Below are 24271 nucleotides of genomic sequence, written 5' to 3'. Positions count from 1 at the left end.
CATAGGCTTTACCCTGAATTGAGGGCGAGACACCTATGACTTTCCCCATTGGTTTATTGTAGCTTAGTCTTTAGAGTAAAATGAATTTTATGATTTCTGTTTTATTCAATTAATATTGTAATTTGTGATTCCGTTACTATGAGTGAAATTATCATCTACCAGTCACCCGATAAAAAAATTCAGGTTGATGTTCAATTAGAGTTTGATACTGTATGGCTTAATCAACAACAAATAGCTGACGTTTTTAGCACAAAACGTCCTGCGATTACCAAGCACCTTAAAAACATCTTTTCATCTGGTGAACTCGATGAACTTGTGGTTAGTTCCATTTTGGAACAAACCACTCCGCATGGCGCGATTAAAGGGAAATTCCAGATTAAGAAAGTAAAATTTTATAATCTGGATGCCATTATTTCAGTAGGATACAGGGTCAATAGCAGTCAAGCTACTGCCTTTAGGGTATGGGCGACCAATACATTAAAGTCTTATTTGGTAAAGGGGTATGCTCTAAATGAAAAAAAGTTGTTGCACTTGCAGCAAAATATGCAAGATTTGGAAAAAGCGCTCTCCTTAATCCAAAATTCGGCACTATCGGAAACACTTCATTTGAATGAAGCTAAAGGGCTTTTGGATATACTCAGCTACTACACCAGAAGTTTTATACTGCTCAACCAATATGACAGCCATAAGCTGCAAGCTGGCAAACTCAATGTAAACATTACTTATGAAATACAATACGAAGAAGCCAAAGCAGCAATTAGTGAGTTAAAAAATCAACTGATTTTAACGAGTGAAGCCACAGAACTTTTCGGAAATGAAAAGGACAATGGATTTAAAAGTTCTTTACAAAGTATCGTCCAAACTTTCGATGGTCAGTATTTATACCCCAGCATCGAGGAGCAGGCTGCACACTTGCTTTATTTTGTGATCAAAAACCATTCTTTCAATGATGGGAACAAACGCATTGGTGCTTTTTTTGTTTGTTTGGTTTCTGGAAAAGAACAGACACCGCTTTAAACCTTCGGGGAGTTAAAAATTAATGACAACGGACTTACGGCTATTGCCTTGTTGGTGGCCCAAAGCAAGCCGGAGGAAAAAGAATTGATGATTCAACTGATTGTAAATTTAATTTCGGGTTAAAATGGAGTCGGCGAAATGGATCTCCATACCATTCTTCTGCACATACTCTTTTCTATAAATTATAACATAAAACAAGCCCTCCGCAAAAATTTCTTACAGAGGGCTTATTAGTATTTTGCTTCAAGTTTATTTAGAGAAGCAATAGTAATTTTGAGGACTACTTATTTCACACAAGAATTCAATGCATTGACATAAAAGTTCAAATTCGTATGCAAATCACTGAGGTTGCAATTGGTCATCACATACAACTGTAAGGTTCCAAAGTCTATGAGCATTTCTTTAGAGCCTGCAGCACCATTTTTTGCATAATAATTTCCTTTTGACCAACTTCCTGTCCAGTCAAAACCAAGACGTTCCTGACGCATGATTTGGTACATAGACTTGGATACAATTTTACCTTGAACTGCCGCGCTAATGACTTGCCCATATTCACTGGCACTGATGTAAAGGCCACCGGGTCCTGAGCCATAATTGCCGTCACTTTTATTGCTGCCTTTTTCACTCATATTAAGGCTTGTATAAAATTTATTTCCATTTTCAGGATTCATCGGACCGTTGTTGTTCCAGGCACTAAAGGATACTTTATCCCAATATTTTAATCCCGCCGGTTTGAATACAAGATTTCGAAAAGAATTTAAAAATGCGATCGCAAGATTGTCTTTCAGTTTATTTGTATCAGATTCTAAAGTTTTAAGTTGAGCAAGATAATTGGGATTTTCTAATTTACCGATCATGTATGGTATGATGTAATGCGGAAGAAAATAGTTTATGTTGTCATAATCCCGTACTTTATTATTGTATTCGGCAATATCAATGCCACCCTCAACGGTGCGTTTCACATGCGCATATTTGTTGCCATACTTAAAGAGTCCGGTTTCATGCGCGAGCAATTGTCTGAATGTGATCTTTTTAAAATCTGCATGTGGTTTCCAATTCGTTGGAAAATATGGATGAATTTTTTCATCAAGCGTTTTACCATTTTTTTCCAACATCTTCGCAACTACCAAAGCCGTCGCATATTTGGTCGTACTTGCTATACCTTGTCTTTGTTGTGCGCTGTGAGCTACTTGAGGTGCATCGACAGGCCTGCGTGCCCAACCTTTTCCTCCTGTTCCATTGTAATAAATCTGATTGTTGTTGTAGATTACATAAGACAGACCTGAGACTTGATTTTTGTAGTTGTCTTCAATCAATGTGGCAAACTTTTTCACATCAATGGTGTACGCGGCAATATCGCCAGGTCCGCGGGTACTTAGATCAACAGGCTGATCAATTGTTTCTAAGGTTTCAATATCTTTTTCGCAAGAGCTAAAAGAAATGAGCAATAATGCTGAGATGGTATAAAGAGCAGTGTTTAAAATTGAATTTTTCATTGTTTAAATTTTAATGGTTAATTAATAATTGACGATGCAAATTTGAGCTTAGGGCCATCGAGCAGATACAACATGAAAGTAGATAAATGAAAATTGGATCATTTTGACCCCCATGATACCCTAAAAGGCTTTGGTATAAGGATTTTAAGTTCTTTTGCTTTATTCAGTTGTTTGAAATCAGATGATCGCAAGCTACCTATACCAATATGCCCGCATTCGCCAAAACTGGGTATTTCTCAGAACAATACATGTATCAGGTCAACGACTTGTAGGATACCAACCTGAAAATAGATAAAAGATTAATATTATCTTCAGGCATCGAATTGGATTTTAAACCCATCTTAGTTATATGAAGAATCATTACCCGGGTCTATTGGCATTTTTATGCTTTTTATTTTTGAGTCCAGCGAATATATTATTCGCTCAATGCGCTCCAAATCTCTCTCAAACCTGTAATGCAACGAATTTGCTTTGCGCTTTGGATGAACTCAACGGTCTGGTTTGTTCCAATACCAGTCCCATACCCAGCAGCTGTTCGCCCATTTGTTCGCAAGGGGGTATCGCCGAAAATACGAGTTGGTGGGGTTTTATGGGAAATGGCGGAAATGTATCCATAACACTGGATGTAGGGGCATGCAACAATAACCAGGGACTTGAATTTGGAATCCTGCGGGGTTGCAATTGTTCAACCCCTGTTGGGTGTAAGTCTTTACCCTGTGTCTCACCGGGTAGCTCTTGGACGATCAATGCCAGTGTACAGAAATGTGTTTCTTATTATTTGTGGATCGATGGTTGCAATGCTGATGTTTGCGATTTTACGATTTCAACTACAGGAGGAGCTGTGGCCACATTGGAACCTCTTGGCTTTATTAATAATGTAACAAGTGGGGTCATTGAAGCTTGTTTAGGTGCATGTAATTACCATTTTTTTGTGGATGAAAAGAATGACGGTTGTTTTGTTCGTTATCTCTGGACATTAGATGGGGCATACATAAATTCCGAGCGCAACACCTACCTTGATTTGCCGAAAGAAGGAGATTTCGAACTTTGTGTAACTCAGGAATTATTAAACTCCAAGGATCAGACGGTTTGCGCGCAGGAAACGAAATGTGCGACCATTAGAGTTCAAAAATCTCCGGATAGATTTGGTCCGCCCCGCAATATCTGCTGGGAATCTGCCTTCCCGAAGGGATATAAATGGTTTAATCAAACTATTTATTCCACCGGTGAATACCGTCAAAAACTTTCTGATGCAACCTGCTGTTCATACGATTCTATTGTCCAATTTAATGTCTTGGATAAGCCACAACCCGAAGTGGTTTATTATATAAGCTGTGATAATAGCCCTTACACAGATATCCTTGGTCGAAAACACAGTCCCTGTTTGTTTTTTAAAGAGATTACCCTTCAGAAAACTTCTTCCCCCTATAAATGCGATAGTTCGATTTTTCTGACGGCTTTAAATGTGAATTATACTCCTTCGTGGTCAGTGAATTGTTTGGGAACTCAAGTTGAACTGTTACCCAATATCAAAATTTTATTTCCATGCAATGCCGGCGAAACCTATGAGTTTGATTACAGCTGGTACCTGAAAAATGATTCGACAAAACTGATCAGTAAAGACGAACGTTTGTTAGTTCCGGCGGCAAATGAAGATTATATCTTGAAAGTAGATGTCATTGCAAACATAGGTTCAGAATCTGCAATATGTACAAAGACTTTTTATGAATCGATAAACGAAGGAAACGTCACCCCGGAGTGTTTTCCTGTGGCTGGCTCCAAGGTTTATTGCTTTGATCCCGTAGGTGAATATTGGATCGATGGATTCATTCAGACCCCGGTCAATTTTTATAATTGGACGGTAGTTGGCGGACAAATTATATCCAATCCGGATAGTCAGTCTGTTAAAGTTTCCTGGAACTTAAACGCAGGTGATACAGGTAAAATTTGTGCTTCTTACAATGTAGAATGCGGCATGAGTTGCGAGAAATGCATCGATGTCCTTTTTGAAAGCAAAATAGCAGGAGAGGATTTTGCGCAAAGAAGTCTGACTGCATATCTGGATGCCAAAGCACATCCGAATGGAACGTGGAAACTCATTAGTGGGCCGAATCAGGTTCATCTGTTTGAACCCATGAATCCGCGCACAAAAGTATCCGCATTTAATTACGGTTATTATTGTTTTGAATGGTCTGTGACGGATAACAATTGTACTTTAAGAGATACCCTCTGTGTTGATTTTTATTTCGCGAAGAAGGCAAGCCCGGATTATCCGGTAAGTGGTTTCGAACGCAGAAACAGAACTGTAGTTCATAAAGTTGAAAGTTCACTTGAAATAAATACGCCAACGCTTATAAACTCAAATGGGAAAACTAAGGTATCCATTTATTCCAATGAGCCTAAAACCCTTCATTACCATTGGTTTGATTTATATGGCAGGAAAATAAATCATGATGTCATTTCTCTGAGTCCGGGATTACATTCTTATGAAATTGTTTCGCCTGTTGATGCTGGAATTTATTTTTTATCGGTAAAATCAGAAGACTTCCAGAATTTACTCAAGGTTTGCGTAATGGATTAATCATTGAATAATTAAGAATTGAAATCTATTATATTTCAGCAATTGTCAATAGATCAATTATTATTCATAGTCGTATTGTAATTTCTTGCCTTAAAAACGATCAATGCTTTCGGACAAAAAGTGGTAAAACTTTAATTGATTTCTGCTTCGATTGAATGTGGAGAAAATAGATTCCGGAATTTATGGATTCGGGAAGCTGATAATATAAATGATGCCGTGATGCTGAAAATGAATATTGGTTAGTAAAAGTATACAAGGCTTGTCCGAAATGATTGCATAACGCAATTGTAAGCGTTTGTTCTTTAGTCAAAGTAAATCCCAAATTAAAATGCTGCGTTGTGGGATTTGGATAAAGCTCTAATCGATCTATGTTCAAAGACTCCGCAAAAGTACCGACGGTCAGACCTGAGTGATATCTGGCTACTGCAAAATCCAGATTTGTACCATTCTCAGCTTCCCCTGCAATCACTATTTTGCCATCCGGCTGGATGGCAATTGCAAAGGATTCATCTTCACTTTTACCGTTACCGATAGGCGTGATCACCACGCCATCACCGCTAAATTCTTTGTCAAGGACACCAGATTCGGTAAATCTTGCAAGACCAAAGTCTGCATCAGTTGCGGGTTGAGCTGCCTGGCCCGCTACTAAAATTTTGCCATCTTCTTGCAATACCATGGCAGAGGCTTCATCAAATCGGGTACCTATGCCTTGGACAACAATTCCATCATTGCTGAAACTCTTATCCAAACTTCCATCCATTAAATATCTAACGAGTGCAAAATCATTTCCTGATTGATGATAAGTATAACCTGCTACTATTATTTTTTGATCTTTTTGTATTGCAACGGCATAAGCTCTGTCCCTATCTGGTCCAATATCGGTGATGATTTTTCCATCTCCGCTAAACGAAACATCAAGCATCCCATTTTCTAAACATCTTATAGTAGCTATTTGATCTAGAAAATCAGATCCGGTATAACCTGTCAGCACAATTTTTCCATCAGTTTGGACAGCGATTGCAGTCCCGAAATCAGGACTTGGACCAATATTATAATTGGCTTTGCCATCTGCATCAAAACCGAGGTCGGGACTTCCATCCATATTTATGACTGCGATGGCAAATTCTTCTCCCTGGGCACCAAGCGTTTGCCCCCCTAAATAAATTTTATTGTTAAATACCTGCATGCTGTAACAAAAGTCATCTAACTTATTAAAATCAATATTTAATTTGCCATCACCACTGAAGCTGGTTTGTAATCTTCCATCAGCGGTAATCATGACGAGGGCAAAGTCATAAGAATTTCCAATAGAGGCAGATCCAGAAATAAGTATATTTCCGTTGTTCAATACGATGACAGATCTTGCTTCATCATCGCCTCCGTTAAAATCAATGACCAATTTCCCATCGCCGCTAAAACTGTTATCAGGAGTTCCGTCAGAATTATATCTAACAATTGCAAAATCGCTTTGAGATCCATTTACAGTTGAACCAACGACAATAATCTTTCCATTCGCTTGTGTTGTTAGGCCAAAGGCTCTGTCATCACCAGAACCTATCATACTTGTGAGTTTGCCATCGCCGCTGAAACTTTGATCTAAACTACCTGACTGGGATTGTACACTATTTTGAACAATTAAAAGAAGAGATAAAATTGTAAATGAGTATATTTTAAAGTTATTTTTCATAATCTTCGCTTGATATTTAAAATGCAAATTAAGAATTATTGGATGTTTTTGAAAATTTTTAAAAAATGAGAAAAAATTTGTAATTTTCATGGTTAATGCATTTGAAACATCGCTAAAATGGACGTCATGAAATTTATTCGTATTTGCATTTTGGGAATAAGCTTTTGGTTCATAAATCAGTCGCTGATGGCACAATGCTTCAGTTGTTTGGCAGCTCCTCCCGGAACCATATGGTGTGACGATTTTGAAATCAACATTCCATTTGATCAAAAATATTTTGAATACAACAATAATGGCGGAGATTTTGTCCGATTAGATCAAGTGGGGCGAGATCAATCTTATGGAATGCGCGTAAAATGGCAGCAAGGTGAAGTCGGTGCAGGATCTTTGTCCAAATCTTTTGGTAAAACCCCCGATAGTTATATCGGCAAAAATGCAGCGCGTCCCGGTGAAACATTTCATGAAATCTATTGGCGCATGGATGTCAAATCCCAGGATGGTTGGGTAGGTGGCGGTCCGGCAAAATTGAGCAGAGCCATGTGTTTAGCTAACAGCAATTGGGCACAAGGTATGATGGCCCATCTATGGTCTGGTGGTCCGAATGATGATTATTTAGGAATGGATCCTGCAACAGGCATAGGAATCGATGGAAAATTAAAAGCTACTAAGTATAATGACTTCTCAAATTTGCGTTGGCTTGGGTTCAAATATGGAAATATTCCACTTTACAATTCTGAGAATTCCGGCAATTGGTATTGTATAGTTGGACATGTCAAATTAAATACGCCCGGGCTCAAAGATGGAATTTTTGAATTTTGGATCAATGATACACTCCAGGCATCCTCGACCAATTTGGACTGGCACAGCAGTTGGAATAGTGATCCAAACAATTTACATATCAATGCCATATTTTTCGAAAATTACTGGAACGCCGGATCACCAACAGAACAGGAAAGATATTTTGACAATCTCGTGATCAGTACCAAGCCTATACCTTGTGCCTGCAACGTGACATCAGCACAAAATCAAGCTAATAAGCAAAGGCTGAATCTTTTTCCAAATCCTGCTGTAGATGAAATTCAACTCAATTTACCGGATGCTGTTTTTCCACTTGAAATTTCCGTTTACGATCTTATGTCACAGTTAATTTTGAAAAAGAAAATTCAAGATCAGAATGAAGTCATACAACTTCAGGATTTTAAAAATGGATTGTACTTTTTACATATAACAGGCATGCCTTCTGTAAAATTTATGGTGCAGCATTAGTTGGCTGCATGAATTGCATGTCTACTGGCAAACTTTACAAATTCTTGGCGCTTGAATATTATCCTTACCATTCCTAAACCTGTCTGATTTATTTTTATTTGACATTCTAAGTATCATGTATGCTTTAAACTCCTTCGTTCAATATGGAATAAATTGCCTTATTTTACGCAATGTTCCGTTTAAAAAATGCCATCGGAAGTTCACCCTCCTTTTTTATACCCATTTTCCTCTTTTTTACAATTGGGATTTTGGTACATTTCTATCTGCCTTACGACGTCATTTCTTTAGAGGTCAATAAACGAAACACTTATGTGTTGGATGTTTTGTTTAAAAATATTACGCATCTCGGCGATGGCATTTTTGTTGTTTGCATAGGTTTAATGGCATTTTGGATCAATAGAGTTGTTGCTCAAAAAATACTGGTATCTTATGGATTCGTCTCCATTATTTGTACAACACTCAAACAATTAATATTTAAAGGAATGCCCAGACCAATTGAACATTTTAAAGATATCCAATCTGAGTTAAACATGATTGAAGGATTTCAGCCCAACCATTTAAATACTTTTCCATCGGGCCATACTGCTGCAGCATTTGGATTGTTTACAGTTCTGGCTTTTTATATTAAAAATCCTTGGTTACAAGGTGCCTTTGCGATCCTTACCATATTTATTGGCTTTTCAAGGGTATATCTTTTTGAACACTTTTTAAGAGACGTCCTGGCAGGTGCATTGATTGGCTGTTTATCTGCTATTTTAACGGAGTATATATTCAATAAGAAAAGGAGTTAAACAAATTGCATCCTTCTGTAAATTGATAAAAGCCACCAGCAAATGAATTGTGGTTCTAGTCAAGGATATAATCAGCTCAAATCATGAAAATTTTCAAAAAGTCCTATAGCATCCCTTTCTTTGTGGCTTATTTGTATAAAATCACTTAAAGTAGTCAGTTTGCAAGCTATTCTAAAAGAAATTCAAAGTAAGTGGAAGCAGGATGCTACAGAATGGAGATTTTGGTTTTTAGCCATATTTACATTCATATGCGCAATGCTATTTTTTCTTAATGTGGGCAATTATCTGGAGTTTATCGAGTCCAGAAAGGGTTGCAGTTTAGACGATGCCGTCTTAAATTTATTGACAGCAAGTAATGTTTCTGATTACATTTTCTTTATTATCTATGCCGGAGCAGTTACAGTTATCTTATATTGTATTCAAAGTCCGTGGACCATCTTATATACCGCACAGATATTTTTGCTGATGAACATTATCAGAGGCTTTTGCATGTACGTGACCCCGCTCGAGCCCCCACTGGACATCATACCATTGCATGACCCATTGTTGATCACTTATGTATATTTGGAGAATCCTAAATTGAAGGACCTGTTTTTTAGCGGGCACACTGCTACATTAACTGTTTATTGCCTCATATTCAGGAAGCAATTGCTGATGCAGAGAATATTTAAAGGATTGACCATAATGATGGGCTTCCTACTACTCATTCAACATTGTCATTATACCATTGATGTGATCGGAGCAATACCCATGGCTTACTTCTCATATTTGATCATGAGATCTTTTTGGAAGAAACTTAAACTTCCGCTAGATAAAACCTTGTTTTAGCGAAGGCATATCGCATTTTCTCTATGGTCGAAACCAATAATTGCGACTTATATTATTAATTTAAATATGTGTTTTATTATTGAATGGTAATTTTATACACATTATATATTAATATAATATATAAGTATATTAACTACAAAATTTTGTATTTGTTTGTCAATTGTACAGAACTGTTTATCTTTGCTGATTCAAATAAGACGATGAAATGAGTTCTCTTGAGCGTAAGGTAAGTACGATTTCCGGCCAGGTTAATTTCCTCAAGGATCACCACATATATCTGTTTTACAGAGAGTTGCATTCAGCTCAGGATACGGAAATGTGCTATAATGGGCGAAAGATCCTCATGTTTGGGTCTAATTCATATCTTGGATTAACCACACACCCTCGTGTTAAAGCTGCGGCAATACAAGCTATAGAAAAATACGGAACTGGTGTTTCAGGATCAAGATTATTAAATGGCAATTTGGGCATTCATCGCGAACTCGAAGAGCGTCTTTCTGCATATTTAGGAAAGGAAGATACTGCAGTTTTTAGTACGGGTTTTCAGGCTAATTTGGGTGCTTTGCCACCTTTATTAGATCGGACAAGTTATCTGATCATGGATAAGTTGAGCCATGCTTCTATTATCGAAAGCGCGACTTTATCTCATGCAAAGAAGTTGAAATTCGAGCACAATGATGTGGTCTCTTTGGAAAAAATTCTTTCCAAAATTGATCCCGAAGCATTTAAAATTGTCGTTACCGAAGGAATTTTTAGTATGGATGGGGATATTGCTCCACTCCCGGATATAACCAGGGTTGCCAGACAACATGGTGCCATGATTATGGTCGATGATGCACATGCCATTGGGGTTCTTGGAAAATTCGGAAGCGGGACTTCTTCGCATTTTGGAATCACAGACCAGGTAGATATCATCACTGGAACTTTCAGTAAGTCTTTAGCAGCTTTGGGTGGATTTGTATCCGGAGATAAAGGTCTCATTAATCTCATCAAACATACCTCACGAGCACTGCTTTTTAGTGCGGGTTTGCAACCAGCTTCCGTCGCTGCAGTGTTAGCAGCTTTGGATATTATGGAAGAACAACCGGAATTGATTGGACAATTGTGGGAGAATACCCATTATTCAATCAAAAAGCTTAAAGATATGGGCTTGGATGTAGGTAAAGCAGAAACCCCAATTATCCCTATTTACATTCGCGACGATCAGAAAACTTATACCATCGCTAAAAATTTGTTTGACGATGGCGTATTCATAAATCCTGTGGTTTCACCAGCCACAAGTGCAGATTCTGCTTTGATTCGTTTCTCAGTGATGGCAACACATACACATGCCCAGATCGATTATGCGCTCAATAAAATTTATGATCACGCAAGAGCATTGGGCGTTGTCTAAAGAAATCGGCATATAATGCTTGCAGTATACCCTGTCCGCACTCCATCAGACCGCAAGGAATTTATTCAATTTGTTTATCACTTATACAAAGATGATCCCAATTTCGTACCCGAGCTTTTTATTGCTCAGCGGGATCATATGGATGAAAAAAAGAATCCTTATTTCGAACACGCAAGTGCAGAATTATTTCTGGCAAAACGAGGTGATGAAATTGTAGGTCGGATTGCAGCGGTAAAAGATGATTTTTTAATCGAATATACCGCAGAAAAGGTCGGCGTTTTCGGCTTCTTTGACTGTATAAATGATGTAGAAGTTGCGAATGCTTTATTAAATGCAGCTTCTGCCTGGTTGAGATCACATCAACTAGAATTTATGGAGGGTCCCTATAATTTTTCAACCAACCATACCTGCGGCTTGCTGGTTGAAGGATTTCATGTTCCTCCTTCCATTATGATGACCTATAATAAACCGTATTATCTGAATTTGTTGGAAAACTATGGCTTGTCTAAGAAAACAGATGTCATTGCCTATCGTATAAATGCTGTTGATTTTCCGGAAAGACTCAAGAGAAGTATTCTTCTTTTGGAGGAAAAATTCAGGAGAAGCGGAATTATTATTCGCAAGCTCAATCTTAAACAATTTGATGAAGATGTTCGGAAAACATTAGGTGTATATAATAAAGCCTGGAGTAAGAATTTGGGATTCGCGCCTATGACCGATAAGGAATTTCTACATGCTGGCAAGGATATGAAAATGATCATGGATCCCAATTTGGTGCTATTGGCAGAAAAAGAAGGTGATTGCATCGGGTTTTCGTTGACATTGCCCGATATTAACCAGATTTTGATTAAAATCAAAAATGGAAATTTACTTCCGTTTGGCATTTTTAAATTGCTCTTCGGGCGTAAAAAAATCAACAGTGTGCGCATCATGGCTTTGGGAGTGCTCGAAGATTACAGAAGACTTGGAATCGATGCTTATTTCTATGCCAAAGCATTTGAATATGTGAGTCAACATAAATACTTAAAATCAGGCGAAGCGTCCTGGATATTAGAAGATAATCCTGAAATGAATAATGCAATTCTCAAAATGGGCGGTAAAGTGGAGAAAAAGTATCGATTTTTCAGAAGTATGCTAAAGTAATGTCGTAATTTTATTGAAAATTTGATTTACTTTAGAACCATGTGCTGCTAATGAAACTTTTTTAATTAAATATTTGTTTTCAACATATTAATCAATTGACATGGCAAAGAGCTTCGTATCCAATTCTTCCGAATCACCAAGAATGTTTAAAAGCGATATTCTTGAAGCCGTTTCAAAGGTTCATTTTTCAATTCCGCTGGTGGTTTACCTTCCACTTATCACATTTCTGGCCTACAGATCTTTTTCTTTAGGCAATAACTTGATAGATTATACACTCTATTTCCTATTGGGCTTATTTATTTGGACCTTGACAGAATACGTATTACACAAACATGTATTTCATTTTGTGCCCAAGTCAAAATTGGGCTTGCGATTGCATTTTATTTTTCATGGCGTTCATCACGATTATCCAATGGATAGACTTCGATTGGTAATGCCACCTGCAGCTAGTTTATTAATTGCAGCATTTTTCTATTTTCTGTTTTCTCAATTTTTTGAGCCTTTGCATTTATTTGCATTTTTTGGTGGATTTTTATTGGGTTATTTGTTTTATGATATGACCCATTATGCTATTCATCATTTCAATTGGAAACACCCCCTGTTTGTAAAAGTAAAGAAGCACCATATGCTGCATCATTATCACGATTCAACCAGAGGTTTTGGCGTGAGTTCAGCACTTTGGGACCTTATTTTGGGTTCAAATTTCAAGGAAGAGTCTGAAAATAGGGTCGCCTGAGTTTGCAAATTTTGGTTTAATAGATTTACTGGTTTTCATTTCATTGATCCATCATTTTTTTGCAAGTTTTAGTTTTGCAAATTCATCGCAGAAATTGCACATGAATGCGCTGGCAGCGTTTTATGAATTTGATGGCTCTTGTAATAGAGATTGAGCACTTTAAAATTCTAATCTTATAATTAGTTTTTGTTTCCATATTTATAAATGAATACCAACTATGATCTTTAAATCCATAAGATTGCCATTTGTTCCAAATGCTGTTTTTTTCATCTTTTTACTTCCCTTATTTGCTTATACGCAGGTAGTCAATATCAGAATTGATCCGAATCAGATTTACCAAACGATTGATGGTTTCGGGGCGTTTGAAAGTGATGCGGATATCAATGCAAGCTGGTGGAACGATTTGTATTTTGAAGATATGGAGTGCAGTATTTATCGCGTGGATCTCACGCCACAACTCAGAAGTCCTTATTCGGATTTGAGTTATTATTCTCCCTGGTTTATGGGGTCAGCAGTTAAAAATATATTTAACCTGGAAGATCCGGCAAATCCCAACGGACCTGAAGGGAATAGAGTCAGAACTTATACCGGTCCACAAGATTATTCAAGATCATTTGGTGGAAGAAATGCGCCTATTGCAGTTATGGGACCAAATATTGAGCAAAATTTACAATATTTCATTTATCGGGCGAACCAAGCTATTCAAACCGGGAAATCCAAAACTAAGGACTTAGGAGACTTCAAATTAATAGGAAGTATCTGGTCCCCTCTGCCGTGGGTTAAAATCGCATCGGGTAATGTCTACCGCGAAAACTGGTGGCCGGGGCCGGTTGCCAATACCGCTTGGCCATTTGTATGGGGCGGCAATTTTGCTGGTGGTAGATTAGATGTCTCAGAAACGCCTTTACAAGTTTTTGACGATAGATCTGTTGGCGGTGCAGGCGCAACTTCTGCTTTGACACAATTTGCTCGCAGCACGGCAGCTTATATTTTAGGATACCAGAGATATTACGATGTTCAGTTTTATGCTATAAGTATTCAAAACGAACTGAACTTCGAACAGTTTTATAACAGTGCCACCTATCCGCTTTCATCTCAATATATCGCTGCAATAAAAGCAGTGCGGAAAGAATTTGATAAACATCCGGAATTGCAATCCATTCAAATTATGGGCCCGGAAGATTTATTAGGTGGTGATGCATATGGCATGTGGGAATATGGGAGTTCTAATGGGCCTATCCATAAAAATCTTCAATACTTGCAGAATATTGAAGCGGATACTGCGGCCAAAAGAGCTTTGGCTTTTTATTGTATCCACGGATATGCCAACGATGGGGTAACGAGTTCCGGCGCACAAGCAAATTTATGGAATTGGTGGGTGAATGGTTGGACAGCGAGTCCCGCACCCGGCGTCCCTGCTAACGTAAAAGGATGGGATGGACCGCAAAAAAAATCCTGGATGACGGAAACTTCAGGTGAACATCCCGATTGGATTTTTCCGAAGTCCGGTTACCCGGGCGAAGGTGCTTTCGGTCTTTCCGTAAGAATTCATCAGGCTTTGACCACCGGAAAAGAGAGTGCCTGGATTTATTGGACTTTCAGCGATACTGATAATGCTGGGAATGTGAGTCTTTATGGTTTGACAAATGCCACACATGGTGCCAACGCTGCCAAATACGTTGCAGCCAAACATTATTTTAAATTTATTCGGCCCCGTTCTAAAAGAATAGCTGCGAATGTGAGTGGTAGCAACGCTGTATTGGCAAGTGCATATTTTAATGAGGAAAATAAAAAAATGACGATCGTCATGATCAATACATCTTCAACAACCCAAACAACTGCAATCACTTTGCCTGTAGGTCATTTAGGGGTGGAGACTTATACTTCGAAAGAAAATAATTTATGGCAAAAAGGGATGTTGCAGGCAGGAGCAGGAAGCCTGACTTTTTTGATGGATCCTTATTCAGTTCAAACCTGGGTGATCAATTATCCGCCTACTTCTTCGCATGAAAAAATTGAATCTATTGAATATGCAGAAGTTATCCCCAATCCTTTTACTCAATTTGCATTTCTGCATTTGGATTTAAAGGAACAAACAACATTAAAATTAAAAATCTACGACGCGGCTGGTCATTGTGTTTTTGAAGATGAAGCTTTGCGATATCTCAATAGTGGTAAACATCAAATTAAAATTGAATTGGAGTCACATTTAAAAGGAGTTTATTTTTTGAACATTGAAAGTGGATTTTCTTCGGAGTTCAAAAAAATCTTGATTTTATAAAAGCTTTTAAAAATTCCACTATCAATTTATTTAAGGTACATCACGTGATTCCGGCACTTACTCTATTCCTGAAAGTTTGAATGCTGGTAGACGGTTCTTTCTGCCGCCAGATATGGATTTCGAAGGTATAACGCGGAGAATAAGGTGATAAGAAATGGGATTATTCAGCTAAAACGCGATAATGCTCCAAGCTTTTAGCTTTATGCTTTAAGCTAATCATCTCCAAATTCATTCGTATCTCTATCTTTGTGCAAATTGGATGATAACCCATAAAATCGCAACTGCATGCCATTATTGCTGGTAACCGGCTCTTCCGGGCTTATCGGATCAGAAGTCGTTCGCTATTTTGATCAAAAGGGATGGACCATTTATGGCATCGATAATAACATGCGGGCAGATTTTTTTGGTCCAAAAGGAGACACCCGGTGGAATCAAAAACAACTGCAAACAGAATGTAAAAATTTCAATCATGTAGAATTGGATATTCGCGACCGCAAAGGAATCATGGAATGCATGTCTCGCTTAAAGCCAAACGCAATAGTACATACTGCAGCTCAACCTTCTCATGATCTTGCAGCATTCAGAGTATTTGATGATTTTGATGTAAATGCTTCTGGTACATTAAATTTATTGGAAGCTTGCAGGCAATTTTGTGCAAGTGCTCCCTTCGTGCACATGTCTACCAATAAAGTTTATGGAGACGCTCCCAATTTTTTAAAAATGACAGAAAGTGCGTCCAGGTATGATTTTGCAGATGCAGAATATTACCATGGTATTTCTGAAAATTTTACAATTGATCAGTCCAAACATTCTCTGTTTGGAGCTTCCAAACTTTCTGCAGATATTATGGTACAAGAGTATGGCAGATACTTCGGAATGCCAAGCTGTGTATTACGCGGTGGATGCCTTACTGGTCCCAATCATTCTGGGGTTGAATTACATGGTTTTTTAAGTTACCTGATCAAAGTAAATTTAGCTGGGGATGTTTATAAAATATTTGGATATAAGGGCAAACAAGTAAGGGACAATATCCATGCTTTTGATGTTGCTCGATTTATAGACGCTTTTATACAAAATCCTGGTATTTCCGAAGTTTATAATTTAGGAGGTGGTAGAGAAAATGCATGTTCCATATTGGAGGCCTTCAATGATGTTTCGTCCATAACGGGTAAGCCGATGCGGTATGAATATATAGAACAAAATCGAGAGGGTGATCACATTTGTTATATCTCTGATTTAAGGAAAATAAAAAATCATTATCCTGAATGGAGCATAAGCAAAAATTTAAATGAGATCTATCATGAAATTATTCATTCATGGAAAATGCGAATGTCCTGAATGAGTGATCAAAGAAATAGGAAATTACTTTTCATTTCATGGACAATTCCGCCTGCACATGGTGGAAGCGCTTATATTACACATCAGTTGTTAAAAAATTTCAATATAGAAGAATGTCTTGCAATAGGTGGAACTAGAAATCCTTTTCTTTTCTCCAAAGTATACGATGGAATTAAATACCATTACCTGTTTTCAGAACTCAACTGGAAAGGTCATGGCGATAGATTTTTACACCTCTTCGCATTTTATTTTTTCCGTTTGTATTATTTCGGATGTGGAGAATTGCCAGAAAGGAAAATGTTCAAGTAGTATTGGCTACATTTCCTGATGGATATTATTTGTTGGCCGGACTTCTCACGAGTATTTTATTGAAACTTCCCTTCTACACCTATTTTCACAATACTTATTGCGAAAACAGAACTGGAATCTCAGCTTTCGTGGCCAATTATATTCAGCTTAAATCGTTTAAAAAATCCAAGCGAATATTTACCATGAGCGAAGGGATGTTGACCTTTTATAAAGAGCAATATCCGGACTTCGGCGAAAAATTTCAAGTACTACCGCATACTTATAATGAACTACAGCCATCAATTCTTCCAACACAGAGATCCACTTACGTTCATCCGGTTCGATTGGTTTTATCGGGACGATCAATCAATCTAATCTCGACGCCAGCAGAAGAATATTTTCCGTTATTTCGAAAAACGCTTCGTTGTATCAATTAGATATTTATTCTTCTTCCAATAAGCAGTTGCTAAAGTTGAAATACGGATTGGAACTTGATGTGCCTGGTTTAAAGCACTGTGGAGTTGTGAGACAGGAAGAAGTGAATGGAATCTTGCAGAACTACGATATCTGCATTTTAACACATGGCTTTACCGGTGACTACAATGAAATAGAATACCAAACCATATTTCCTACACGAACCATTCCCTTATTGTTATCCGGAAAACCTATATTGGCGCATTCGCCACCGCATACTTTTCTGACAAAATTTCTAAAGGATCGCGATTGTGCAGAAGTTGTTGAAGTGCCAGATGAAACAGTAATCCTCCAATCCCTCAATCGTTTGGTACAGGATTCAAAAAGAATTGAAGTCTTAATGAACAATCAAAAAGAAGCAGCCGAATATTTTTATGGACCCAAGGTGGTAAAAAGCTTAAAACTGGCAATCCAAACTCCATAATCCTCCCGACATCATCATCACCTGTGTATGGAATAAGATTTTCATGTCGGGACGACATCATTATCATCTTTTATTGGATAAGATCTTCATGTCGGGACTCCATACACCATACTCTTTAATCCTTACTCTTTAATCCATACTCCATCCTCCATAATCTATCCTCCATACTCTTCAATCCATCCTCTATTCTCCATAATCTATACTCCATAAACCATCCTCCATACACTTCAATCCAACCTCTATACGCCATAATCCAACCTCCATAATCTATACTCCATACTCCATAATCTATCCTCCATACTCTATCCTCAGTCAATGCCTGACATACCATGACTTTTTAACATCTGATAAATCTAAAACTCTGCTAATTTTACCTTTCATTTGATTCCGTTGGAATTGCAGATACAAAACCCATGTCGAGAGCCCTTACCTTTATCTTTATTACGGTCTTAATTGACATCATAGGCCTGGGCATTATTATTCCCGTATTACCGCAATTGATCCAGGAATTGACGGGAGAAACACTGGGAGCCGCTAGTTCTATTTCTGGGTGGATGTCTTTCGTTTTTTCCTCAGCCTTGTTTTTTTGTGCTCCAATTTTGGGGGGCTTGAGTGATCGATATGGAAGAAGGCCGGTATTATTGTTTTCGCTTTTCGGCTTTGGCATTGATTATATTTTACAAGCCTATGCGCCCACTATTTTTTGGTTATTTGTAGGTAGATTTCTCGCAGGTGTTACGGGGTCCTCTTTTACAACGGCAACCTCCTATATAGCCGATGTGAGTTCGCCGGATAAAAAGGCTCAGAATTTCGGTTTAATTGGAGCAGCTTTTGGACTAGGATTTATTGTGGGTCCATCACTCGGTGCTTTGTTAGGGCAGTATGGTACAAGAATGCCATTTTTTGCTGCCGCATTTTTAGCATTTGCAAATTTGGTATTCGGATATTTTGCTTTACCTGAATCATTATCCAAGTCAAACAGGCGCGCATTCGACTGGAGACGTGCCAATCCCTTAGGTACTTTTAAAGTCTTGTTTAAATATCCGGTGTTTAAAATATTTTTATTGACGTTATTTCTGATTTACATTGCGCATTATGCACTGCAAAGCACCTGGTCGTTTTATTGTATTGGTAAATTCGGTTGGGACGCAAAAATGATCGGTATTTCTTTGGCTGTTGTAGGACTTATGGTTGCCATAGTACAAGGCGGATTAACCCGCATCATCATTCCAAGATTAGGAAGTAAAAAATCCATTTATACCGGTCTCACAATTTCGATGCTCGGTTATATTGCTTACGCTTTTGCATCAGAGGGCTGGATGATGTTTGCTATTACCATCCCTTTTGCATTCGGAGGATTAACCAGTCCGACCGTACAGGGACTCATTAGCAATCAGGTGCCCGTAAATGCACAAGGAGAACTACAAGCAGGAATAACAGGACTCATGAGCCTTTCTGCCATTATTGGTCCGCTGATTATGACAGGCCTTTTTAGCTATTTTACGAGGCTTAACGCGAAAATATATTTTCCAGGTGCTCCTTTTTTGGTTGCAGGATTGCTGGTATTTGCGGGAATTCTATTAATTTTAAAACCATTATCAAAATTAGAAAGTTCATGAACGCCACTCAAATCAAATTATCATTAAGCTGTTTGCTTGTTGCCTCCATATTTTGTAACCTGGTTGCACAACCGGAGCAAGATGCATTCATCCCTTGTCACCATGCACAGCAGCATTTATTATATCGCCACAAACCAAGTGAGTTGGATATTCAACTCATGGAGAATTCCAATAGGAGAAGCGACAGCATAGATATTATTAATTATACAATAGATATTGACATCACAAATTATTCCGGCAAATCTATCAAAGCAAATACGAAAGTTAGTTTTGTTCCTAAACAATAACTTATTGAATGGATTCAACTTGATCTAAAAACCCTTACAGTAGATTCTATCTATTTTGAAGGGCAGGCGATAGCATATAATCATGACGGAGAAATCATTACTGCTTTTTTTGGAAAATCATTGCAGGCAGGTGTCGAACATGCATTGACTGTTTTTTACCAGGGGATTCCTGTGAGAGATCCGGTTTGGGGCGGATTTTATTTTGCGGATGATTATATTTATAATTTGGGAATAGGATTATCAACGACACCTCCAAATTTTGGAAAAGTGTGGTTCCCTTGTTTCGACAATTTCGTAGAGCGAGCTACATTTGATTACCACGTCACCACAACAGCTGATAAAAAAGCATTTTGTGTGGGAGAATTGGTTTCGGAAGCAATGCCTTCACCTAACAGGATCAAAAGGCATTTTAAAATGGAAAGACCCATTACAACTTATTTATCTTCGATTGCAGCGGCTAATTATGCTGTATCAAGGGCTATTCATCCAGCTGCTTCTGGAGACATCCCGGTTGATCTGATTGCAAAACCAGGTGATCTGAATCAAATGATCATCCAATTCGAAAAAATCGGATTAGCCATCGATGCATTCGAGTATTGGTTCGGTCGATACAGATTTTCAAGAGTAGGTTACGTGGCTACAACTGTAGGCGCAATGGAGCATCCGACCAATGTAGCCTATCCTATCAGCACAGTACAAGGTGGTACTCTTTTACAAAACGAACGATTGTATGGTCATGAGTTGGGTCATCATTGGTGGGGCGATATTACAACCTTAGATGATGCTCGCGATATGTGGATTAAAGAGGGGACCGCAGAATACAGTAGTCATTTGTTTATGGAGTGGGCTTATGGTAAAAGTGATTTTCGCGACGCGATAAAATCAAATTTATCAAATATTTTGTTCAATGCACACAAAAACGACGGCGGAATGTTTTTGCCCTTGTCGCCCATGCCTTACGAACATACGTATGGAACGCATACTTATAGAAAAGGGGCTGCAATGATCCACAATTTAAGAGGCTATGTGGGCGATGATGAATTCAGAAGATTATCTACCATGGTATTTGATTCGATGGATGGAAAATCGATGAATGCTTATCAATTCAGAGATTTTTTAAACAGACATTCTTCAAGAGATTTGACAGCTTACTTTGATGATTACATTTTTAATCCTGGATATTGTACTTTTTATATCGATACCGTAGGTGTAAGCCGAGTCAATAATATGGATTACCTAGATCTTGGTATACAGCAAAAAGCATATCATGCCGCCCATTTGTACCGCGAAGTGCCTATGGAGGTCAGTGTGTATAATGATAAACTGGAAAGATTTGTTTTTACGGTCGAATTATCCGGACCTTACCAACAGGTCCACAAGGAATTACCAGTCGGATTCAAACCGGCCATGGTGATTCTCAATGAATTACAAAACCTTAATCATGCAAGTTTGCAAAGCCAGGGAATCATTAAAAAGACAGGGCTGCGACCATACCTTATACTTCAATGGTGGTCAATGTATCTAATGTAACAGATAGCAGTTTTGTAAATGTAGCTCACCATTTGGTGGGTCCGGATGCTGATCGCAAAGCTGCCAATATTGATCGGATTTCTTCGACGCATTTCTGGCAAGTAGCTGCGATACAACATGGAGCATTAACAATGGATGGCCGGGTTGAATACAATGGTTTAGATAGTAATAGTATTGATAAGGATATACTTTTTACTTCTGAGGACAGTTTGTTGTTGGTTTATAGAAAAGATAAATCCGAAGAATGGAAAGATTATCCGGATTATACCAAATTAATTGTAAACCCCTCAGATAGAAAGGGATTTGTGCGGATTAGCAAATTGATTCCCGGTGATTATGCATTGGCACATGGTTATAAGGCAACGGTAGGCACAAAAGATATTGAAAAGTATCATGTGCAATTGTATCCAAACCCCGTAAAGGATATTTTAAATATACCGACTCAGGAATTCAATACAAACTTTAAATTTGAGATCATCGATATCCGCGGTCAAAAAGTGAATTCAGGAACCGGAGAAAGTTCGATAGACCTGTCTCAATTGGCACCAGGGCATTACGAACTCCTCATCAAAAATCAACAATCACCAAATTGGAAACAAGCTCGTTTTGTGAAGCAATAAAAGAGCGGGAAAGAACGGAGAGCTAAAAGCTAAAAGCAGAAAGCAGAAAGTAAAGATTGTTGCGATGAGGGTTGATGAAATTTGTAAATTCTTTTTTGGAGTACTAACATTCGTTAGTTATTGCTGAGTTCGAATGACTTGACCGCGATTTTAGCTACAAAAAAATAGGCATTGGTTGAATTACATCGTTCATAACGAATGAAAGCTTTTGGCTTTTGGCTTTGAGCTTTAAGCTTTTCGCTTTATTATTTCCCAAAATCACATTCCCCCAAACCTTATGGAAAGTCCGGTATTCACACCCACGATGATGAATTTGTCATTGTTGGGACCGAAGCCGATTTGACCAAGCATTTTGCTAAGTTCCAATTCTCCAAAATAAGAGAGGGATGGAGTGATTTTATGTTGATATCTGACCCCTCCAATTAAACTTGCATAAGAATTCGTTCCGATATTTCCGCCTTCAAGTAATCCCTTATTTGATGCATTGCGTACCCGGGATATAATTTCACTTGAACTCGTTGGATTGAAGTTGATATTTTGAACATTGTTGGAAGATAAATCTGTAACAGTGTCCAGACTATATTTATTTTTAAGAGAAGCCGTCAGCGATAAGCCCATATGCAAGCTAAGATCCCATTTTTCTCCGGAAGCGATCGATCTGCTTAATGCAACAGGAAGACTCACCAGATGAGCCTCTAATTCCTTAAAATGAATTTTAAAATAGCCACCTTCAAAACTTCCCATCGTTTCTGAATAATTAGGTTGGTATTTGATGTGTTGGTATGCGATGCCGGATTTTAGGGTCCAATCACCCTGATGAAAATCAAATTTCAAACCCATCTGATGAGCTAATTTGGCTTGTACGTAATTTACATCTGGCTCGATAAAAGAAGGCGATTGAATGATATTGACCATAGTGCCTGCAAAAACTCCAATCGATTTGGAATAAAGAGTTGGAAGAGGAATGATTTGTTTTGAAATTTCTACAGCATTTAGATCAGGCTTGGTTGTATGCTGAATACCTTCTGCGATCAATGGCATTTCAATTTCTTCGGGTATTCTCAAAATGCAAGTTAGTGGTGATAGGATGTTTTGAGAATTGAGACGCATATCAGAGAAATTCAAATAATCATGAGCATGGCGTTCAAGATTTTCTGAATACTCTTTCTTAGATAAATTAGGATTACTCTTAAGCGTGCGATGATTTGGACCTCTGTCTGAATTTAATCTTAATACATGCTCTAAACGACTGTTTGCATTTTGAAATGCGATGGATTGTAACTTTTCCTTGTAATTTAGGAGTTCAGATTGAATTAAAACAGGTGTATTTTGTTTTTTGTCTTGCTCATTTAAAGGAATAAATCCTTGGACAGGATTCGTTTGAGATTGTTCTGTGAAATCCAGATTTATATTCTTAGCATCAACTTTTTCAATGGCAATTGCTTGAGGCTGGATTTGAATTTTGTCTTGAAGCAAATGAGTTATGCCAATATTGTCGAGTGTCCATAAAAACAATATGAACAAAGTAGATTCAATAAGCCGTGCCGTAATGAGTTTTCTTTTGCGTTCAGCCTGCCTTTTTAATTTCTGATCAAGAGCTTCCCAGGACATCTGCTCATTGTAAACCTGGGCATTATTGAGGACCTTTTTTAATTTTTCATCGAAGATTTCATCATCATAGGCTTCATGAAGTTGAGATTGCATGTGATCCCATTGAGGCTTAACATCTGGTTGATGGGAATCCAATAATGATTTTATATCCTGATCGAATCGGTTTTCAGATTTTCCATGGAGCATTTCTTTTAATTTGGTTCTAGCTTTGACCAGATTGGAGCGGGATGTACTTTCTGTAATTCCCAAATGCTCGGCAATTTCCCGGTGAGAATAGCCTTCAATAGCAAACATATTAAAAACAGCCCTATATATAGGGGGTAGTTGTTGCACTGCTTTCATGACCTCTTCGACAGTCATAGATTCCACAGGTCCATTCTTAGAATAAGTCATGGATCGAGCTTCGTCGAGATCATAAGTGGTTCGCCTGGATTCTCTTCTATAGTAATCGATGGCTGTATTGACCATAATTCTTCGAATCCAAGCCTGAAATAGGGATCCTGGTTCGTAAGATTGAATATTTATAAAAACTTTTAGAAAACCTTCGTGTAGGATGTCGAAAGCATCGTCATTGCTATTGGAATACCTTAAACAAACAGCCATCATGGTTTTATAGTGTTCTTCATAAATTCGTTGCTGAGCCCATGCCTGTCTTTCTGAGCAGGCCTGAACCAATTCTTGTTCAGATGGATTTAAAGGTATAGCTATGTTAATTTCCATGTGTTTGAACAACGCTACGAATATAACGGGATTCCCGTCGCATTCGCTGCTTTGGATGCTAATTTAACAATCAGAATTTGCCTTGGTTCCATTGAGTAGGAGAAAGTGGATTGAAGATTGGCTAATCTTCGCTGGTTTAGG

The 24271-nt window shown here is 38.1% G+C and carries 19 protein-coding genes and 1 pseudogene; 17 read left to right on the top strand and 3 right to left on the bottom strand.

Translation table 11 applies throughout. The annotated features are described in order from the left end of the window. Nucleotides 1–138: 138 nt before the first annotated feature. A pseudogene (locus IPM92_08900) lies at nucleotides 139–1140 on the top strand (virulence protein RhuM/Fic/DOC family protein). A gap of 161 nt (nucleotides 1141–1301) precedes the next feature. On the opposite strand, the gene IPM92_08895 reads toward IPM92_08900, so the two are convergent. Further along, nucleotides 1302–2513 carry a serine hydrolase gene (locus IPM92_08895; protein MBK9108472.1) on the bottom strand — a complete coding sequence of 404 codons (1212 nt, stop codon included), beginning with the start codon at nucleotides 2511–2513 and terminating at the stop codon, nucleotides 1302–1304. 349 nt (nucleotides 2514–2862) lie between these two features. Here IPM92_08895 and IPM92_08890 point away from each other — a divergent pair, with 349 nt between their 5' ends. Further along, entirely contained in the window at nucleotides 2863–5094 is a 2232-nt protein-coding gene (locus tag IPM92_08890) for a hypothetical protein (GenBank protein ID MBK9108471.1), read from the top strand. Between the two features lie 100 nt (nucleotides 5095–5194). Here the strand turns inward: IPM92_08890 and IPM92_08885 are convergent, their stop codons facing one another. Next, nucleotides 5195–6781, bottom strand: coding sequence for a T9SS type A sorting domain-containing protein (locus IPM92_08885; GenBank protein MBK9108470.1), 1587 nt, complete (start codon nucleotides 6779–6781; stop codon nucleotides 5195–5197). A gap of 186 nt (nucleotides 6782–6967) precedes the next feature. Here IPM92_08885 and IPM92_08880 point away from each other — a divergent pair, with 186 nt between their 5' ends. The 15 genes from IPM92_08880 (at nucleotide 6968) to IPM92_08810 (ending at nucleotide 21799) form a co-directional block, all read left to right on the top strand. Then, nucleotides 6968–8047: a T9SS type A sorting domain-containing protein gene (locus IPM92_08880; GenBank protein ID MBK9108469.1), complete on the top strand. Its 1080-nt coding sequence runs from the start codon at nucleotides 6968–6970 to the stop codon at nucleotides 8045–8047. Nucleotides 8048–8217: 170 nt separating this feature from the next. Next, nucleotides 8218–8838, top strand: a complete 621-nt coding sequence (locus IPM92_08875) for a phosphatase PAP2 family protein (protein MBK9108468.1) — start codon at nucleotides 8218–8220, stop codon at nucleotides 8836–8838. Between the two features lie 159 nt (nucleotides 8839–8997). After that, nucleotides 8998–9666, top strand: coding sequence for a hypothetical protein (locus tag IPM92_08870; GenBank protein MBK9108467.1), 669 nt, complete (start codon nucleotides 8998–9000; stop codon nucleotides 9664–9666). A 205-nt stretch (nucleotides 9667–9871) separates the two neighbouring features. Continuing rightward, on the top strand, nucleotides 9872–11059 hold the full coding sequence (locus tag IPM92_08865; GenBank protein MBK9108466.1) for an aminotransferase class I/II-fold pyridoxal phosphate-dependent enzyme: 1188 nt from the start codon (nucleotides 9872–9874) through the stop codon (nucleotides 11057–11059). Between the two features lie 15 nt (nucleotides 11060–11074). Then, a complete protein-coding gene (locus IPM92_08860; protein ID MBK9108465.1) occupies nucleotides 11075–12202 on the top strand; it encodes a hypothetical protein in 1128 nt (375 codons plus the stop codon). A 100-nt stretch (nucleotides 12203–12302) separates the two neighbouring features. Then, on the top strand, nucleotides 12303–12938 hold the full coding sequence (locus IPM92_08855; protein MBK9108464.1) for a sterol desaturase family protein: 636 nt from the start codon (nucleotides 12303–12305) through the stop codon (nucleotides 12936–12938). A 217-nt stretch (nucleotides 12939–13155) separates the two neighbouring features. Next, nucleotides 13156–15219, top strand: a complete 2064-nt coding sequence (locus IPM92_08850; GenBank protein ID MBK9108463.1) for a T9SS type A sorting domain-containing protein — start codon at nucleotides 13156–13158, stop codon at nucleotides 15217–15219. Nucleotides 15220–15504: 285 nt separating this feature from the next. After that, nucleotides 15505–16557, top strand: coding sequence for an NAD-dependent epimerase/dehydratase family protein (locus IPM92_08845; protein ID MBK9108462.1), 1053 nt, complete (start codon nucleotides 15505–15507; stop codon nucleotides 16555–16557). After that, nucleotides 16558–16866, top strand: coding sequence for a hypothetical protein (locus IPM92_08840; protein MBK9108461.1), 309 nt, complete (start codon nucleotides 16558–16560; stop codon nucleotides 16864–16866). Next, nucleotides 16830–17282: a hypothetical protein gene (locus IPM92_08835; protein MBK9108460.1), complete on the top strand. Its 453-nt coding sequence runs from the start codon at nucleotides 16830–16832 to the stop codon at nucleotides 17280–17282. The genes IPM92_08840 and IPM92_08835 overlap by 37 nt, the downstream gene beginning before the upstream one ends. Next, nucleotides 17270–17743 carry a hypothetical protein gene (locus IPM92_08830; protein ID MBK9108459.1) on the top strand — a complete coding sequence of 158 codons (474 nt, stop codon included), beginning with the start codon at nucleotides 17270–17272 and terminating at the stop codon, nucleotides 17741–17743. Before IPM92_08835 ends, IPM92_08830 begins: the two co-directional genes overlap by 13 nt. Before the next feature lie 413 nt (nucleotides 17744–18156). Further along, complete coding sequence (locus IPM92_08825) at nucleotides 18157–19362, top strand: TCR/Tet family MFS transporter (GenBank protein ID MBK9108458.1); 1206 nt, start codon at nucleotides 18157–18159, stop codon at nucleotides 19360–19362. Then, nucleotides 19359–19649: a hypothetical protein gene (locus IPM92_08820; protein ID MBK9108457.1), complete on the top strand. Its 291-nt coding sequence runs from the start codon at nucleotides 19359–19361 to the stop codon at nucleotides 19647–19649. The genes IPM92_08825 and IPM92_08820 overlap by 4 nt, the downstream gene beginning before the upstream one ends. Before the next feature lie 120 nt (nucleotides 19650–19769). After that, nucleotides 19770–21179, top strand: coding sequence for a hypothetical protein (locus IPM92_08815; protein ID MBK9108456.1), 1410 nt, complete (start codon nucleotides 19770–19772; stop codon nucleotides 21177–21179). Next, entirely contained in the window at nucleotides 21155–21799 is a 645-nt protein-coding gene (locus tag IPM92_08810) for a T9SS type A sorting domain-containing protein (protein MBK9108455.1), read from the top strand. Before IPM92_08815 ends, IPM92_08810 begins: the two co-directional genes overlap by 25 nt. 258 nt (nucleotides 21800–22057) lie before the next feature. On the opposite strand, the gene IPM92_08805 is transcribed toward IPM92_08810, so the two are convergent. Next, on the bottom strand, nucleotides 22058–24130 hold the full coding sequence (locus IPM92_08805; GenBank protein ID MBK9108454.1) for an RNA polymerase sigma factor: 2073 nt from the start codon (nucleotides 24128–24130) through the stop codon (nucleotides 22058–22060). Nucleotides 24131–24271 lie beyond the last annotated feature (141 nt).

The sequence above is a fragment of the Saprospiraceae bacterium genome (assembly GCA_016719615.1).
Taxonomy (GTDB): Bacteria; Bacteroidota; Bacteroidia; order Chitinophagales; family Saprospiraceae; genus Vicinibacter.
The sequence above is the reverse complement of the archived record's forward strand: the minus strand, read 5'-3'. Positions and strand labels throughout refer to the sequence as shown.

Coding starts and splice junctions, on each gene's coding strand:
- IPM92_08820 (MBK9108457.1), top strand. CDS start 19,359: ATGAACGCCACTCAAATCAAATTATCATTAAGCTGTTTGCTTGTTGCC.
- IPM92_08825 (MBK9108458.1), top strand. CDS start 18,157: ATGTCGAGAGCCCTTACCTTTATCTTTATTACGGTCTTAATTGACATC.
- IPM92_08810 (MBK9108455.1), top strand. CDS start 21,155: ATGGTGGTCAATGTATCTAATGTAACAGATAGCAGTTTTGTAAATGTA.
- IPM92_08885 (MBK9108470.1), bottom strand. CDS start 6,781: ATGAAAAATAACTTTAAAATATACTCATTTACAATTTTATCTCTTCTT.
- IPM92_08895 (MBK9108472.1), bottom strand. CDS start 2,513: ATGAAAAATTCAATTTTAAACACTGCTCTTTATACCATCTCAGCATTA.
- IPM92_08855 (MBK9108464.1), top strand. CDS start 12,303: ATGGCAAAGAGCTTCGTATCCAATTCTTCCGAATCACCAAGAATGTTT.
- IPM92_08865 (MBK9108466.1), top strand. CDS start 9,872: ATGAGTTCTCTTGAGCGTAAGGTAAGTACGATTTCCGGCCAGGTTAAT.
- IPM92_08805 (MBK9108454.1), bottom strand. CDS start 24,130: ATGGAAATTAACATAGCTATACCTTTAAATCCATCTGAACAAGAATTG.
- IPM92_08850 (MBK9108463.1), top strand. CDS start 13,156: ATGATCTTTAAATCCATAAGATTGCCATTTGTTCCAAATGCTGTTTTT.
- IPM92_08890 (MBK9108471.1), top strand. CDS start 2,863: ATGAAGAATCATTACCCGGGTCTATTGGCATTTTTATGCTTTTTATTT.
- IPM92_08840 (MBK9108461.1), top strand. CDS start 16,558: ATGAGTGATCAAAGAAATAGGAAATTACTTTTCATTTCATGGACAATT.
- IPM92_08860 (MBK9108465.1), top strand. CDS start 11,075: ATGCTTGCAGTATACCCTGTCCGCACTCCATCAGACCGCAAGGAATTT.
- IPM92_08875 (MBK9108468.1), top strand. CDS start 8,218: ATGTTCCGTTTAAAAAATGCCATCGGAAGTTCACCCTCCTTTTTTATA.
- IPM92_08845 (MBK9108462.1), top strand. CDS start 15,505: ATGCCATTATTGCTGGTAACCGGCTCTTCCGGGCTTATCGGATCAGAA.
- IPM92_08835 (MBK9108460.1), top strand. CDS start 16,830: ATGTGGAGAATTGCCAGAAAGGAAAATGTTCAAGTAGTATTGGCTACA.
- IPM92_08880 (MBK9108469.1), top strand. CDS start 6,968: ATGGCACAATGCTTCAGTTGTTTGGCAGCTCCTCCCGGAACCATATGG.